Consider the following 14,672-nt stretch of genomic DNA (forward strand, 5'->3'; position numbering starts at 1 on the left):
TGACACGCCCCACCGACAATCCTCCGGCCTCAGAGGTCCTTGGTGGCCATGCGGGCGATCGTGGCCGACACGCCGACCAGGATGTAGCACCCCGCGCGCCAGAGGCTGGTGAGCAGGTCGCCGGTGGCGATCGGATCGCGCAGGAAGTCCGCGATGGAGTACCAGCCGGTGGTGACGAGGAAGGGTTGCAGCCATTCCAGGGACGGGATCGCGGCCAGCACCCCGAACACGATCAGCGTTCCCAGGGTCACGGCGAGCACGACCAGTGGATGATCGGTCAACGACGAGATCGCCAGCGCGATGGCGCCGATGGCGACCATCTGGACCGAGCACCAGCCGACGGCCAGCGCCACGCGCCCGAGGGCCTCCCCGAGCGGCAGTGTCGTGCCGGACAGCGTCACCAGGCCGTCGCTGCCGACGACCACCAGCCCGGTGAGCACCCCGCTGACGGCGATCACGGTCACCGCCAGCACCGTCATCACCAGCACCCCGGTGGCCTTGACCCACACCAGTCGCACGCGGCTCACCGGTGCCAGCAACAATCCACGCAGGGTGCCGTGCGAGGACTCTCCGGCCAGTGCATCGGCCGCCACCATCGCGGAGACCAGCGGCAGCAGCAGATTCTGCGTCAGCATCAGCGTGACGATCGGCAGCACCAGCCCGTTTCCCGCCACCGAGGCCAGCAGCGGCGGCCCGTCGCCGGGCGAGGGCCCGCCGGTGAGGGCGATGACCGTGCCGATCAGTACCGGAAGAGCGGCCAATCCGAGCAGGGCGAGCAGGTTGCGGGGGCGTCGTAGTATCCACCGCAGTTCGGCGAGCAGAACCCGCCCGAGTGGTGCCGCGCTTCGGGCAGGCGGAGCAGCCGCCCCCGTGGCCGCCCCAGTGGGCGCCGTCGTGGTCGTGGTCACGATTCCTCCTCGGTGAGCCGGGCGAAGATGTCCTCGAGACCGGCCCGGCCACGGCGTGCCTCGTACACTCCGACACCCGCCTGCACCAGTGCGGCGATCACTTCTGGGGAATCCACATCGGTCAGTTCCACGCGCAGATTTCCGTTCTCCTCCCGCGCGGCGATTCCGACTCCACGCAGGGCTTCCAAGCCCGCTGTGTTGTCCGCCGTGGACACGAGAAGGTTCGGGCCGCCCGCTTCCAGCAGCGCGGTGAGCGCACCTTGCGCGACGAGGGAGCCCTTGTGCAACACCGCCGCGTGCGTGCAGGTGGCCTCGACCTCGGCAAGCAGGTGGGAGGACACCAGAACGGTCGTGCCCGCGGCGTGGAGCTCGGCGATGATGCGTCGGATCTCCTTGGTCCCGGCCGGGTCCAGGCCGTTGGTCGGCTCGTCGAGCACGACCAGATCGCGGGGAACCAGCAGCGCGGCGGCCAGGCCGAGACGCTGTTTCATCCCCAGGGAGTACCCCCGATACTTGCGGTTCGCGGCATCGGCGAGCCCGACGCGCTCCAGCGCCTCGTCGACCGCTTGGCGAAGCACGGAGCTGTGCAGGGCCGGTTCCATCGCGGCACAGCGCAGCAGGTTCTCCCGTCCGGACAGGAACGGATGGAAGCCCGGACCCTCCACCAGGGCCCCGACCCGGGGCAGGGCCCGACCGGCGTGCTCGGGCACGGAATGACCGAGCAGTTCGATCGAGCCCGCCGTGGGCGAGGTCAGACCGAGCAGCATCCGGATCGTGGTGGTTTTGCCGGACCCGTTCGGGCCGAGCACCCCGAGCACGGCCCCGTGCGGCACGGACAGATCGACCCCGGAGACGGCCACGGTGCGGCCGTAGGTCTTGCGGAGCCCGCTGGTCCGTGCGGCGAGCTCGGTGGATTCGTCTCCCGGGGCGGGGGCGGCCGCAGCCGTACCCGCCCCGGAGATCTTGGTGGCGCCGACCATCAGGGGTGCCTCATCGCTTCGGTCAGGACCTGCCCGGGCACAGCGCCGACCGCGAGGCGTCCATCGGAGGTCAGCAGCCCGGAACCGGCCTTGCTGCTGATGATCCAACCGTTACCCCAGGGCCCGCTGACCTGCTTGCCTGCCCGTTCGACGAAACCACGCAGGCCGGGGCGCTGTTGCTCCTCGGAACCCTGCCGGGTCTCGCGCTGCTGGAGGGCTTGCTGCGGAACTCGGGTCACCAGGACGCTGTCCCAGCCGTCACCGACCACGCGGGGTTTCGGGTGGGTGCCCGAATCGGCATCCCGGCGCTCGTGCTGCTCGCCTTGCCGCACCTGAGCTCCGGCAGGAGGGGTGAATCGGAACAGTTCCGCGTCCTGCGGAGCCACCTCGAGTTTCGAGAAACCCGCCTGCAATGCCGGGTCGTCGGAACCGTTGGTGTTGACCGTGATCCGCAGCGGGATGCGCTTTTCGGCTCCCACCGCGATGCGTACTTCGCGCAGCACGGTGCGCTCGGTGGACTTGGGGGTGAGCACGAGTTCGTAGGCGTCTCGCCCGGCCACACTGGCGGTCCCGTCCACGGCGACCTTGCTGCTTTGACGCAGGGTGTCGATGATGCGCTTCGCGGTCGCCGTCGGGTTGGCCGGTGCCGAGCGGTGGGGCGTATCGGATTCCGCACCGGTGTCGTGCCGGTACTTGGTCACCGTGTTTTCGGCGGAGTTCCACTTCCAGACCGTCGTGCCATCGTTGATCACCGTCGTTTCCTCGCCGGTGGAGGGAATCGACAACCGCTGTTTGCCCTGACCGTCCGTCCAGACACGCATCGTGCTCGTTCCGCCCGACAGCGCGGTGGACGAACCCTCGAGCCCCGGTATCGCGGGCAGCCCGAGATTGTTGTCGACCTTGACCGTTCCCGCCATCGCCGGTGGCTGCGCCGTCATGACCGAGGCCACCAGCTTCTCCGGCGCGATCGCGGGGAGGTTCGGATCCGCCGCCCCGGCGGGCAGGGCCGGAACGGTCAGCCCCAGCACTCCCGCCGCGGCTCCGACCGCCGCCGTACCTGCGACACGTTTGCGTTTCATGTGAGTCTCCCGCTGTCGTCGCCTCGTGCTCCAACGCCTCCGAGCATGCCCCGCTGCTGCTGAGAGCCGCCTGAGAGCGTGTTCCGGGACCTGGTTGGTGGGGTCTCACTTCTGCTCAGGCAGGTCACGTGAGCAGAAAAGAGCCTGCGCACCGAACAGGATCTCAGAGATACCGCGAAGCTGAGAAACAGCTGAGGCATGGTGCACAGCATGGCCGATCACCGGCATGCTGGCCGTGTGGGCGGTCATGACGGTCTCAACGGTGGAGGCGCACGGGTGCTGGTGGTCGACGACGAGCCGGGAGTGCGGTCGGCACTGCGCCGGGGGCTGTCCGCCGAAGGCATGGAGATCACTCTCGCGGAAGAGGGAACGGAGGCGTTGAAACTCGCCTCCACGGGTTCCTTCGACGTCGTGGTCCTGGACGTGATCCTGCCGGGGCTGTCCGGATACCGGGTGCTGGAGCGATTGCGTGCCCGGGGAGTCGGCACCCCGGTTCTCATGATCTCGGCCAAGGACGGTGAGGTGGACCAGGCCGACGGGCTCGATCTCGGGGCGGACGGCTATCTCGTCAAACCGTTCTCCTTCCTGGTCCTGGCCGCGCAGGTGCGCGCGCTCGCTCGGCGCGGGGAAACCGCCCGGCAGGACGACCTGCACGTCGGTGACCTGGAGATCGACCGCAGTGCGCGGGAGGTCCGTTGGGCCGGTGAGCTGGTCGGGCTGTCCCCGCGCGAGTACGAGCTGTTGGTGGCCCTGGCGGAACATCCGGAAACGGTGGTCACCAAGGAGGAGCTGCTGCGTGCGGTCTGGGGCCGGGAGCAGGGTGCCACGCGCAATGTCGTCGAGGTCTACATCGGCTACCTGCGCCGTAAACTCGCCGCGGTCGGTGCGGGGCACGTGGTGCAGACGGTGCGCGGACACGGGTACCGGGTCGGTGACGAGCAGGCATGAGACGCCTGTTCGAATGGGCACGCAGGTGGAAATCACGCCGCACGGTCCAGTTCCGTACCAGTCTCGTCGCGGCCGGGGTCGCACTGATCGGGCTCGCCGTGATCGTGCGGATCAGCGTCGGGTTCATCGGGTGGTTGTCGCTGCGATCCGTCGACACCGAACTGCGTAGCCAGTCCGTGGCCGCCGCGAACAAGCTCGCGGCGGGGGCTCGACCTGCCGAACTGGCCGCAGTCGACCTTCGTGTTCTGGACTCCACGGGAGAGCCGGTCGACGGTCTGCCCGGGACCGACCTGAGACCTCAGGAGATCGACGAGCTCAAGGCGGGCCACGGGGTTACCGGGTCCGTGCGGTACTCCAACCAGTACCGATGGGTCGGTACGGTCGTACCGGATCAGCGGGGAAGGCCCCGGCTGGTGCTCGCGGGCACCGACCTGAGCGCGTACAATGATCTTCGCAGCACGGCGAAGAGCCTGCTGGCGCTCGGATCGATCGCGGCTGCCGCGACCGTCGGACTGGCCACGTGGGTGGTGGTGCGGCGGGCGCTCCGGCCGGTGGAACGCATGCGTCTCGCCGCTGTCTCCCTGCCGGAGGGGGAGCGGCTGCCGGTGCCGGACCCCCCCGATGAGCTGCGGGCACTCGCCGAAGGGCTCAACGGGATGCTGGCGCGGCGGGACGCGGACACCGAGTGGCTGCGGCGGTTCACCGGCGATGCCGCGCATGAACTGCGCAACCCGATCGGTTCCATCCGCGCTCAGGCGGAAGTGGCCGTCGTTCACCCCGATCCGGACCTCGCGCAGGAGACCCTGCAGGAGATATCCGTGGAGGCGGAACGGCTCTCGGAGATGGTCACCGGTCTGTTGGCTCTCGCCCGTGCCGAGGCCGGGACACAGCCACCGGCACGCCCCGTGGAGCTGGTTGCCGCGGCACGTCTGGCCGTGGACCGGCTGAACGCGCGAGGTGTACGGCCTCGAGTGCAACTGGCGGCCCCCGCCGCGGCGATGGTGGTCATGGCCACGCCCGCGGAAGTGGCCACGGTGCTGGACAACCTGCTCACCAATGCGCTGCGCTACGCCCGGGCTCTGGTCCGGATCTCGTTGCTGCCCGCAGTGGGGTCGGTGCGACTGCTGGTGGATGACGACGGGCCGGGTATTCCGGAGGAGCAGCGCGCTCGGGTGTTCGAGCGGTTCCACCGTGCGCAGCCGAACCACGCCACCACGGGCGGTTCCGGCCTCGGCTTGGCACTGGTGGCCGAGGCGGTGCGACGCCGGGACGGCTTCGTCCGAGCGTCGGCCTCCCCGGAGGGTGGCGCGCGCATCGAGGTCCGATGGCTCCTCCCGAAGGGCTCGGCATGATTCTCCCCGAACCGGTGGCGGGAGAGCGGTGGCAGGAGAGCGGTGGCAGGATGCGGACACGTGGCGACAGTGCGCAGTACGGGATGGATCGATGCCCCGGTCAACACGGTCGGGGCCGCTCTCCGGCACACCCGCACCGCGGAGCGCGGACTCGGCGCTTCGAGGGTGGTGCGTGGGCGCGCCGCCGCCGGGACCGGTGAACTGTTCGTGCCCGGCGACGAGATCACGTTCCGGCTACCGCCCGCCGGGCTCTCCGTGGGAATGCGGATGCGACTGGAGCGTGCGGATGCACAGGCACTGAGTTCGGTTCTGGTGCAGGGGCCGCTGCGGCAACTACGGCACGAATCGATGCTCGCCGGGACGAACCGCCGTACGCTGGTCACCGAGTCGCTGGAGTGGACCGCTCCGTTCGGAGCATTCGGTCGTCTTGTAGCCACCGCCGTCCTCCGGCGATGGATACTGGGCATGCTGGCCCAGCGCATCGGCACGGTGCGTGCTCTCGCGCAGGAATGGGCCAGGAGACCGGTCGTCGTCGGCACCGCGATCGTCCACCGGGGGCGGTTGCTCGCGCAGCAACGGCATTACCCGGCACGGCATGCGGGCCGGTGGGAGTTGCCGGGCGGACGTGTCGAACCGGGTGAGTCCGAACACGACGCCGTGGTCCGGGAGTGCAAGGAGGAGCTGGACCTGGAGGTCGTGCCGACCGGTCGGGTCGGCACGGATGTCCCGATCGGTGGCGAACCGTCCGCTGCGGGTGTATCGGCCGGTGGCATGCTGCTGCGCCTGTACACGGCCGAGCCCGCCGAGCCGTCGCCGGCTCCGAGGGCCGTGGAACATCGGGCGCTGCGGTGGGTCGATGCTTCCGAATTGGCCCGGCTGGACTGGCTGGAAACCGATCGCCTGCTCGTGCACTCCCTGCGGAGGCTGCTGCACCGGCACTGAACCACCGAAATAGCGTTCGAGCAGGACTCACGTTTTCGGTGGGGTTCGCCGTCGCCCGGTGTTCGCTTTCTCCGGAGCGACGGCGTTAAAGTGAAAGAATGTACGTTGTACTGCAGCACTACACCGCACCTTTGGCAGATGTCGATGAGTTGCTGGCGGACCATTCGGAATGGATCTCGAACCATTACGAGTCCGGCGACTTCATCGCCGCCGGGCGCCGCCACCCCCGAACCGGCGGGGTCATCATCGCGCGCGCCATGTCGCGCGGCAGGCTGGACGCGATCCTGGCGACCGACCCGTTCGCGGTGCACAAGGTGGCCAAGCAGGAGGTGATCGAGTTTCAGGCACTGCGGACGATCCCGGAACTGGCCGAGTACGCCGACCATCTGGCGGCCACGGGCGAGTAGTCCGGGCCGATGCGTGTCCCGGTGCGCACTGTGCCGGTGCGCACCGGGAGGAGTCGGTCCGAGTCGGTCCGACTTTTTTCGAAAAATCCTTGTTGTCGCATTTACTCGCCTTTTTGATTTCGCCTGCTTTCGAGTCCTTCGAAGTTTTGCGCGAAGGCCGGGGAAACGGCGTGCACGGGGCAGCCGTGCATGTCGATATTTCCGGTGGCTTCGGATCGTGTTTTTTCGCCCGTATCGCTTCGACCGACCGCCCGTGGCCACCGCGCGGAGATCCTGCTCGCCGGGTTCGCCCTCCGAGCCCGAACGGGACACGAGCCCGCGAAACCGCCCTGTCCGTAGGCTGTGCCCTGCAGGCTCCCTGCAGTACCGAGCCGCGGACCGCGTACCGGCCTACCGGCCTATGAGGAGGCGTCGATGTCCGACCGAGCAGACGACTCGGCGCACCTTGCCGACGGGCGGCACGACCTGCGGGCGGACTGCGGTCGCTGCGCGGGGCTGTGTTGCGTGGCCCCGGCTTTCGCGGCCTCTGCCGACTTCGCCGTGGACAAGCCCGCAGGGCAGCCGTGCCGGAACCTGCTCGCGGACTTCGGTTGCGGTATCCACGACAGCCTCCGCGACCGAGGCTTCCCGGGTTGTGCCGTGTTCGACTGTTTCGGTGCAGGCCAGCAGGTCACTCAGGTGACCTTCGGTGGGCGGGACTGGCGAGGAACCCCGGAGATCGCGACGTCGATGTTCACGGTGTTCACGGTGATGCGGCAGCTCCGGGAACTGCTCTGGTATCTCACCGAAGCCCTGGAGCTCCTGCCTGACTGCCCGCTGTCTTCCGAGCTCGACCGTGCCCGAGAGCGGACCGAACGCCTCACCGGCGCAAGCCCCGACGAACTCGCTGCCTTTGACGCCACCGCGTATCGGCAGGAGATCGGTCCGTTGCTGACGCGAGTCAGTGAGGTGGTGCGCGCCGAGGTCCGTGACTCCGCGCCCGACCGCAGCGGTGCCGACCTGATCGAGGCGAACCTTCGGGGCGCGGACCTGCGCGGCACCGGCCTACGTGGTGCCTATCTCCTCGGCGCCGATCTGCGGGGTGCGGACCTGCGGAAGGCCGATCTCCTCGGTGCCGATCTGCGGGTCGCCGACCTGCGCGGGGCGTTTCTCGGCGAGAGCCTCTTCCTCACCCAACCCCAGCTCGATGCGGCCAACGGGGACGCGGCGACGACGATCCCGCCGTCGCTCACCCGCCCTCGGCACTGGTCCACCTCGGCCACGCCCGCCGATCCCACCACCGCCCGGCCACGCCGGCGCCGACGTCGACGTTGACCAGCACAGCCAACGCCACCGGCGAGTGCTCCCCGTGTATGCGGGGGTGGGTCGTTGGGAAATTTCGCGAGAAATTGGTCGCACCAGGAGTCCCCGCGCAGGTGGGGTGAGCTCCTTGATCTGGCCCGTGGTGGGGTGGAGGGCTGCCCGGCACCCTCGGGGGCAGGTGTCGGGCAGCCGGCGGACCGGCGCCGGACGGGTTCGGGGGTCGACGGCGCCGGGCCGGGTCCGCTGGCGGATGGTGCAGCGGGTTACAGGTTGTGCAGTCCGTCGAGGACGCGGCGCAGCGTCGGCAGGTCCACCGGCGCCCACGTGCCGGTGGGTGCGTCCGGGTCGGTGGTGGGCCAGGCGATCGACGCATCCGGCAGGTCCGGAGGGATCATCGGAAGCCGCTCGGTGCGGTCCTGCTCGCGGGACTGGGCCAGCAACTGGGCCACCGTCAGCGCACCGGCACCGGCGTGCTGGGGCTGCGGCGCGGTGGCCCACACGACACCGAGCACCGGTGCGACCAGCAACAGCGCGGCAATGGCGAGGGCGAGGGCGGTCACCGGTGCTGCCCGCGCTCATCGGGACGAATACCGTCGCAGACGGCCTCGTGGGCATCCAACACCAGCGCCTCGGGCTCCTCATGCCCGCACCGGTAGCAGGAACGCGCACACCGGGCGATGCGCTCGGCCTCGGTCTCACCCCCACGCCGATACATGTGCGGCTTGATGTGCGATTCGGTACTCATCGCCCCTCCCCAGCGGTAGCGGCGAGCACACGCAGGCAGTCCGGGCAGCACCGACGCCGCGTGGCGACATGACCGGGCTTGGCCCACATCACCGGCTGACCACACGCACCCGGCCCAAACCGATCCCGAGACCAATGGGTGTACGGATCCCGCAGATGCGTACCGGGCAACCAACGCGGCCACACCTCCGGGCGCAACTCGGGAACCGGCGGAGCAATCGGCAGTGACATCACACACCCTCCAGTCGTTGATCATTCGAAACAGTCGCTGTTACGTGAAACAGCATGGCGATTCGAGTAACAAGTGATCAATCGCCTGAACGGGTGATCGTTTGTCGCGTACGGACTCGCCTAGGATTTGTTACATGCGACGAAACAGCGGGGGTACCCCGAAAGCCCGCGCTCTTGGCGCTGAACTGCGAGAAGTCCGTGACACTGCCGGATACAGCCTGCGCGAGTTGGGACGCGAACTTGAAACGAACCACGTAAAGCTCCAGCGGTACGAATCCGGCGAGATCGTTCCATCGTCCGAGCTCGTGGCCGCCTACGTCGCCTCACTCGGTGCTTCAGCTCAGACACGTGAACGTCTCGTGGAGATGGCACGAGACGCCGACCAACCCGATTGGCTCTCGACCGCGAAGTCAGGGGCTCGCAAAGAGTTGACGACACTGATCGAGTTCGAACGCACAGCGACACGCATCACGGATGTGACGACCGGCGTGATTCCCGGACTGCTGCAAACATCGGATTACGCGCGTGCGGTCATGCAACGACTCTCGTCCGACGAAGTCGAAACGATGGTCCTGATGCGGGTTGGGCGCCGCGAAATCCTGACCACGAAGAACGCGCCGCAGTTCGTCGCGTTCATCGCCGAGTCCGCGATGAACGAGCCGATCGGCGGTCACGCGATCATGGCCGAGCAGTTGCGGCACGTGGTCAAAATGTCCGACTGGGAGAATGTCGCCATTCACGTCCTGCGCAGCGGAGCAACCACGTTGCATCCGGCGCATTTGGGTTCGTTCGTGCTCTTCGAGTTCCCCAAGGCGACACCGATCGTGCATATGGAGCATTACCACTCGTCCGTGTCCCTGCACAATCCGGGTACCGCTGCGGCGTATCAGGATGCGGTTACTAGCCTGCACGAGTTGGCGATGAGCCCCGAGGCGTCGGCAGAGTTCATCGCCAATCGCGCGAGTGAATTGGAGGACAGTGCATCATGACCATACAACCTCTTGGGTGGCGCAAATCCAGCCGCTCCGGTCAGCGCACCAACTGCGTCGAGGTCGGCCGTGTCGGCGATGGTGCCGCCGTGCGCGACACGAAGGACCGCGCCGCCGGCTACTTCACCGCTGACCGCATGCAGTGGCAGGCGTTCGTGGCAGCGGTCAAGGCGGATCGCTTCGCCTGACGCGCAGGCAGTACATCGCCCCCGGTATCCCCTATACTGGGGGCTGCTGCCCTGCCCCGGACCAAGGTATGCCCAGTCGGTTTTGACCCGGTCGGTTTTGACCCGGTCGGTTTTGACCGGGTTGGTTTTGACCGGGTTGGTCCTCGTGGGGCCCGGCCTTGACGGAGCCGGAGTTGTCCCGAAAAACCGGCAAGTCCACTCGCTCGATTGTCGCCGATTTTCCGGTCACCACGGGTCGAGTCGATGTTGCGCTGAACACGTGCCTGCGGGAGGCGTGTGTCTCGTGCACTAGAATGGGTGGTGCCGCGTGTCGATACCGCCCATCAGGTCGGAACCGTCGGACCCGTTCCGGTCGGATCGGACTTGAAGTAGTAGGGCTCAACAGCGGTGGGTCCGGAAACAGCAGGCCCGACAAGAAGTAGGGTGCCGCGCCCACACGAACCGCCACAGCGCCGGGGCGGCGGCATCAGCTCCGTAGCGGCGGCCGCAACGAAGCCGCAGCCGATCTCGTCGACCGGCACCGTCGCCTCGCAGCTTGCTACGACAGCCATACGATAGCCAGGAGTATTCGCGTGCCCGCCACCAGCGTCGCCCCAAACCAGCGCACCCGCACGGACCTGCGCAATGTCGCGATCGTCGCGCACGTCGATCACGGCAAGACCACTCTGGTGGATGCCATGCTCCAGCAGTCGGGTGCCTTCTCCGAGCATGCCGACCCCGTCGATCGGGTCATGGACACCAATGACCTGGAGCGGGAAAAGGGCATCACGATTCTGTCGAAGAACACCGCGATCCGGCGGAAGACCTCGGACGGGCCGGTCACCATCAACGTGGTCGACACCCCGGGGCACGCCGACTTCGGCGGTGAGGTCGAGCGTGGCCTGTCCATGGTCGACGGCGTGGTGCTGCTGGTCGATGCCAGCGAGGGACCGCTGCCGCAGACGCGCTTCGTACTGCGCAAAACCCTCGCAGCCGGACTGCCGGTGATCCTCGTGGTGAACAAGGTCGACCGCCCGGACGCCCGCGTGTCCGAGGTCGTCGACGAGGTTCACGATCTTCTGCTCGACCTGGCCACCGATGTGGGGGCCGACGAGTCCGTGCTCGACATCCCGGTCGTCTACGCCTCGGCACGTTCCGGCCGGTCGAGCCTGACCGCCCCGGAGCAGGGGGAACTTCCCCCCGGCGACGACATGACCGCCATGTTCGACACCCTCCTGGAGCATGTGCCCGCGCCGGTCGGTGACTGGGAAGCCCCGCTGCAGGCGCTGGTGACCAACCTCGACGCCTCCGCGTATCTCGGGCGGATCGCGCTGTGCCGGATCTACTCCGGCAAGCTGCGCAAGGGCCAGACCGTCGGCTGGTGCCGCGAGGACGGAACGGTCGAAAAGGTGCGGCTCACCGAGTTGTTCGTCACCGAGAACCTCGACCGGGTGCCCGCCGAGGAGGCCGCCGCGGGGAACATCGTGGCGATCGCGGGCATCCCCGACATCACCATCGGCGACACCCTCGCCGATCCCGAGAACCCGGAACCGCTGCCCCGGATCACCGTTGACGCCCCGGCGATCTCCATGACCATCGGGACGAACACCTCGCCGCACGCCGGGCGCAACGGCGGCACCAAGGTCACCGCACGACTGGTCAAGAATCGGCTGGACAGCGAGCTGATCGGCAACGTCAGCATGCGGGTCGTACCCACCGAGCGCCCGGACACCTGGGAGGTGCAGGGCCGTGGCGAGCTGGCCCTGGCCGTGCTGGTGGAGACGATGCGTCGAGAGGGCTTCGAGATCACCGCGGGCAAGCCGCAGGTGGTCACCAAGACCATCGACGGCAAGCTGTGCGAGCCGTTCGAGCGACTGAGCCTCGATGTCCCCGAGGAGCACCTCGGCGGAGTCACCCAGCTCCTGGCCGCCCGCAAGGGGCGTATGGAGACGATGGACGGCCACGGTACCGGCCGGATCAAGATGGAGTACATCATCCCGGCGCGGGGACTGATCGGGTTCCGGACCGATTTCCTCACCGAGACGCGGGGTGGCGGCATCGCCAACCACGTCTTCGAGGGGTACTTCGGCTGGGCCGGTGAGCTGCGCACACGCAGCAGCGGATCGCTGGTGGCCGACCGCTCCGGCCCGGTGACCACGTACGCGCTGCTGCAGTTGGCCGACCGCGGCACCTTCTTCGTCGAGCCGACCGCCGAGGTCTACGAGGGCATGGTCGTCGGGGAGACCCAGCGTCCCGAGGACCTCGACGTCAACGTGACCAAGGAGAAGAAGCTCACGAACATGCGCTCCGCCGCCGGGGAGGAGCTGGAGCGACTGGCCCGGCCCCGGACGCTGGGTCTGGAGGAAGCGCTGGAGTTCTGCTCCGTCGACGAGTGCGTGGAGGTCGGGCCCGAGAAGGTCCGCGTACGCAAGGTGACTCTCGACGGCAACCAGCGCGCCCGTGAGCGCTCGCGCGCCAAGTCCCGCGACAACCAGGCCTGACCTGGTCCTCGACGGGATGATGCGGCAGTCGTGCCGCACACTGCCGCATCATCCCGGTACCACCGTGCGGTGACGTGGTGGTGCCGGAAAGGCGAGAGTGGCGCCCGCCCGGTGTCTCGCGGCACGAAGGCACACGCAACCATGAGGGAGTGGGGAACGTCCCCTACAGGAGCCCGTCCGGGCTCCGGCGCTGCCGTGCCGCCTGGTGAACGGCAGGCTGGTCAGCGATGTCACAAGGGGAGGTCCACGCAACGTGTACCAGCGTCGATGCCGCCCGTTCACCGCGGTGTTCCTGCTGCTGTTGGCGTTGAGCGTGCTGGCGGGATGCACGAATGCACCGCCTCCCCCGCTGGTGGAGTCGACCACGCGGACCCCCTCGCCGAGACCGAGTGTGCCGCAGAAGCCGCCGAAGCCCACCGTGGTCGTAGCCGGTGTCGGTGACCTGAGCGGCGGGTTCAACCCGCATGCACTGGCCGATCTGTCCCCGGCGACGGCGGCGCTGTCCAACCTCATGCTGCCGTCGGTGTTCGAAGCGGGCCCGAAGGGGAAACCGCAGCTCAACACCACCCTCATGGAATCCGCCGAGGTGGTGCCCGATACCGAGAAGTTCACCGTCCGCTATCGGATCCGCACCGATGCCGGTTGGTCCGATGGCGCTCCGATCGCAGCCGAGGATTTCGTCTACCTGTGGCAGCAGATGCGCTCCCGGGCCGGTGTGGTCAACCCGGCAGGCTATCGGCTGATCACCGATGTCGCTTCCCGCCAGGGCGGCAAGACCGTCGTGGTGACCTTCGCCGAGCCCTACCCCGGCTGGAAAACCCTCTTCGACGACCTGCTGCCCGCTCACCTGGTCAAGGACGCGCCCGGCGGATGGACCGATGCGCTCGACGACGGCTATCCCGCCTCCGGAGGACCGTTCGCCGTTCGCCAGATCGACCTGGAACGCGGTGAGATCATCCTGATGCGCAACGAGCGCTACTTCGGACCCCCTGCAGCGTCCGACCGCATCGTGTTGCGCGCCAACGATCAGCGTGGACAGGTCGCGGCGTTGCGCAGTGGAGACACCGATGTCGCCGTGTTCAACGCGGACACTGCCACGATGGATGCCCTGCGCGGACTGGGTGATTCGGTGGAGATCACCACCGTTCCCCGGCCGAGCACCACGCAACTGCTCGTACGCCCCGATACACCACAACTGGACGATCCCCGAGTACGCAAGGCGATCTTCGCGGCGCTGGATCGCACAGCATTGATCGGCACCGGAACCGGGGGTGGACCCGCCGAGCAGCTTCGGTCGCATGCGCACGTGCTCGCCCCGTCGGAGGACGGATACACCCCGACCGAGCCTGCGGAACTCCTCTCGGAACACGCCGAGCCCCAACGGGTCGAGAAGCTGCTCGGTGAAGCCGGGTTCCAGCGCAGCGGAGGAACCTGGGCACGTGACGGCCGCCCCTTGAAGCTGGTCATCGCCGCGCAGTTCCGCAATGAGCAGTACGTGCGGATCGCCGAGGCAGCCGCCGAGCAGCTCCGCAACCGGGGAATACAGGCGACGGTGATCACACCGACCGGTGATGAGCTGTTCACCACGATGCTGCCGAGCGATCCCTCGGCCGGGAAAGCCGGTGCGAGCGCCGAGGTCGACATGGCGGTGGTTCCGCGGCCGGCTGCGGGAGATCCGGCATCGGTGATGGCGGCCCAGTGGGGGTGCCGGCGCGTGAACACCGACAGCGGGCAGCCGTTCCCCGCCAATATGGCGGGTTTCTGCGATCGGATGCTGCAACCGACGATCGAGGCGGCACTGACCGGACGGATGCCGTTCGACGAAGCCTCCGCGAGGGTGGAGTCCGTGCTGTGGTCGCAGGCACTGGCCCTGCCGCTGTATCAGCAGACGCAGGTACTGGCAGTGCGTCGCGAAATCACCGGCGTCGATCCGGGGAGCGGTTTCGCCGGACCGTTCGCCTCGGCGGGTCGGTGGGTCGGGACCCCCGGCGAGAGCTACGACTGGTGAACATGAGTCCTCCGGGCTGCGTGCGTAGTGATGTCGGCGGCGGAACCGGGCGGACCTCGGGCGTCCGGTCCGCGTGACCACCTTTCCGTGGGGGAGTACCCGGACGATTACGCT

At 68.2% G+C, this 14,672-nt stretch carries 14 protein-coding genes; 9 read left to right on the forward strand and 5 right to left on the reverse strand.

Annotated features, from left to right (window positions below; translation table 11 throughout):
* Window positions 1-29: 29 nt before the first annotated feature.
* Genes JOF55_RS14840 through JOF55_RS14850 form a run of 3 tightly spaced genes read right to left on the reverse strand, consistent with a single transcriptional unit; the run spans window position 30 to window position 2,967 of the window.
* Window positions 30-908 carry an ABC transporter permease gene (locus JOF55_RS14840; protein WP_310274631.1) on the reverse strand — a complete coding sequence of 293 codons (879 nt, stop codon included), beginning with the start codon at window positions 906-908 and terminating at the stop codon, window positions 30-32.
* A complete protein-coding gene (locus JOF55_RS14845; protein WP_310274633.1) occupies window positions 905-1,888 on the reverse strand; it encodes an ABC transporter ATP-binding protein in 984 nt (327 codons plus the stop codon). The genes JOF55_RS14840 and JOF55_RS14845 overlap by 4 nt, the downstream gene beginning before the upstream one ends.
* Complete coding sequence (locus tag JOF55_RS14850) at window positions 1,888-2,967, reverse strand: LolA family protein (protein ID WP_310274635.1); 1,080 nt, start codon at window positions 2,965-2,967, stop codon at window positions 1,888-1,890. Before JOF55_RS14850 ends, JOF55_RS14845 begins: the two co-directional genes overlap by 1 nt.
* A 276-nt stretch (window positions 2,968-3,243) precedes the next feature.
* On the opposite strand from JOF55_RS14850, the gene JOF55_RS14855 reads away from it, so the two are divergent.
* From JOF55_RS14855 to JOF55_RS14875, 5 genes are all read left to right on the forward strand, one after another.
* Complete coding sequence (locus JOF55_RS14855) at window positions 3,244-3,915, forward strand: response regulator transcription factor (protein ID WP_374727508.1); 672 nt, start codon at window positions 3,244-3,246, stop codon at window positions 3,913-3,915.
* Entirely contained in the window at window positions 3,912-5,267 is a 1,356-nt protein-coding gene (locus JOF55_RS14860) for a sensor histidine kinase (RefSeq protein ID WP_310274639.1), read from the forward strand. The genes JOF55_RS14855 and JOF55_RS14860 overlap by 4 nt, the downstream gene beginning before the upstream one ends.
* Before the next feature lie 60 nt (window positions 5,268-5,327).
* Window positions 5,328-6,209, forward strand: a complete 882-nt coding sequence (locus JOF55_RS14865; RefSeq protein ID WP_310274640.1) for an NUDIX domain-containing protein — start codon at window positions 5,328-5,330, stop codon at window positions 6,207-6,209.
* A gap of 98 nt (window positions 6,210-6,307) precedes the next feature.
* Complete coding sequence (locus JOF55_RS14870) at window positions 6,308-6,616, forward strand: YciI family protein (protein ID WP_310274642.1); 309 nt, start codon at window positions 6,308-6,310, stop codon at window positions 6,614-6,616.
* A 414-nt stretch (window positions 6,617-7,030) separates the two neighbouring features.
* Window positions 7,031-7,930: a pentapeptide repeat-containing protein gene (locus JOF55_RS14875; protein ID WP_310274646.1), complete on the forward strand. Its 900-nt coding sequence runs from the start codon at window positions 7,031-7,033 to the stop codon at window positions 7,928-7,930.
* A 251-nt stretch (window positions 7,931-8,181) separates the two neighbouring features.
* Here JOF55_RS14875 and JOF55_RS14880 read toward each other — a convergent pair whose 3' ends face one another.
* Both JOF55_RS14880 and JOF55_RS14885 read right to left on the reverse strand, forming a co-directional pair.
* Complete coding sequence (locus tag JOF55_RS14880) at window positions 8,182-8,478, reverse strand: hypothetical protein (protein ID WP_310271866.1); 297 nt, start codon at window positions 8,476-8,478, stop codon at window positions 8,182-8,184.
* Entirely contained in the window at window positions 8,475-8,663 is a 189-nt protein-coding gene (locus JOF55_RS14885; protein ID WP_310274648.1) for a hypothetical protein, read from the reverse strand. Before JOF55_RS14885 ends, JOF55_RS14880 begins: the two co-directional genes overlap by 4 nt.
* Before the next feature lie 364 nt (window positions 8,664-9,027).
* Here JOF55_RS14885 and JOF55_RS14890 point away from each other — a divergent pair, with 364 nt between their 5' ends.
* The 4 genes from JOF55_RS14890 (at window position 9,028) to JOF55_RS14905 (ending at window position 14,558) form a co-directional block, all read left to right on the forward strand.
* Window positions 9,028-9,882: a helix-turn-helix domain-containing protein gene (locus tag JOF55_RS14890; RefSeq protein ID WP_310274650.1), complete on the forward strand. Its 855-nt coding sequence runs from the start codon at window positions 9,028-9,030 to the stop codon at window positions 9,880-9,882.
* The gene (locus JOF55_RS14895) at window positions 9,879-10,070 is read left to right on the forward strand and encodes a DUF397 domain-containing protein (RefSeq protein ID WP_310274652.1); all 192 of its coding nucleotides are present in this window, start codon (window positions 9,879-9,881) and stop codon (window positions 10,068-10,070) included. The genes JOF55_RS14890 and JOF55_RS14895 overlap by 4 nt, the downstream gene beginning before the upstream one ends.
* Window positions 10,071-10,642: 572 nt before the next feature.
* Window positions 10,643-12,550 carry a translational GTPase TypA gene (gene typA, locus JOF55_RS14900; protein WP_310274654.1) on the forward strand — a complete coding sequence of 636 codons (1,908 nt, stop codon included), beginning with the start codon at window positions 10,643-10,645 and terminating at the stop codon, window positions 12,548-12,550.
* A 253-nt stretch (window positions 12,551-12,803) separates the two neighbouring features.
* Entirely contained in the window at window positions 12,804-14,558 is a 1,755-nt protein-coding gene (locus JOF55_RS14905; RefSeq protein WP_310274656.1) for an ABC transporter family substrate-binding protein, read from the forward strand.
* The last annotated feature ends 114 nt before the right edge of the window (window positions 14,559-14,672 follow it).

It is taken from the genome of Haloactinomyces albus (assembly GCF_031458135.1).
Taxonomy (GTDB): Bacteria; Actinomycetota; Actinomycetes; order Mycobacteriales; family Pseudonocardiaceae; genus Haloactinomyces; species Haloactinomyces albus.

Bases quoted from the DNA above. Each gene is read 5' to 3' on its own strand.
- JOF55_RS14875 (WP_310274646.1), top strand. From the start codon at position 7,031: ATGTCCGACCGAGCAGACGACTCGGCGCACCTTGCCGACGGGCGGCAC.
- JOF55_RS14845 (WP_310274633.1), bottom strand. From the start codon at position 1,888: ATGGTCGGCGCCACCAAGATCTCCGGGGCGGGTACGGCTGCGGCCGCC.
- JOF55_RS14885 (WP_310274648.1), bottom strand. From the start codon at position 8,663: ATGAGTACCGAATCGCACATCAAGCCGCACATGTATCGGCGTGGGGGT.
- JOF55_RS14895 (WP_310274652.1), top strand. From the start codon at position 9,879: ATGACCATACAACCTCTTGGGTGGCGCAAATCCAGCCGCTCCGGTCAG.
- JOF55_RS14890 (WP_310274650.1), top strand. From the start codon at position 9,028: ATGCGACGAAACAGCGGGGGTACCCCGAAAGCCCGCGCTCTTGGCGCT.
- JOF55_RS14870 (WP_310274642.1), top strand. From the start codon at position 6,308: ATGTACGTTGTACTGCAGCACTACACCGCACCTTTGGCAGATGTCGAT.
- JOF55_RS14850 (WP_310274635.1), bottom strand. From the start codon at position 2,967: ATGAAACGCAAACGTGTCGCAGGTACGGCGGCGGTCGGAGCCGCGGCG.
- JOF55_RS14860 (WP_310274639.1), top strand. From the start codon at position 3,912: ATGAGACGCCTGTTCGAATGGGCACGCAGGTGGAAATCACGCCGCACG.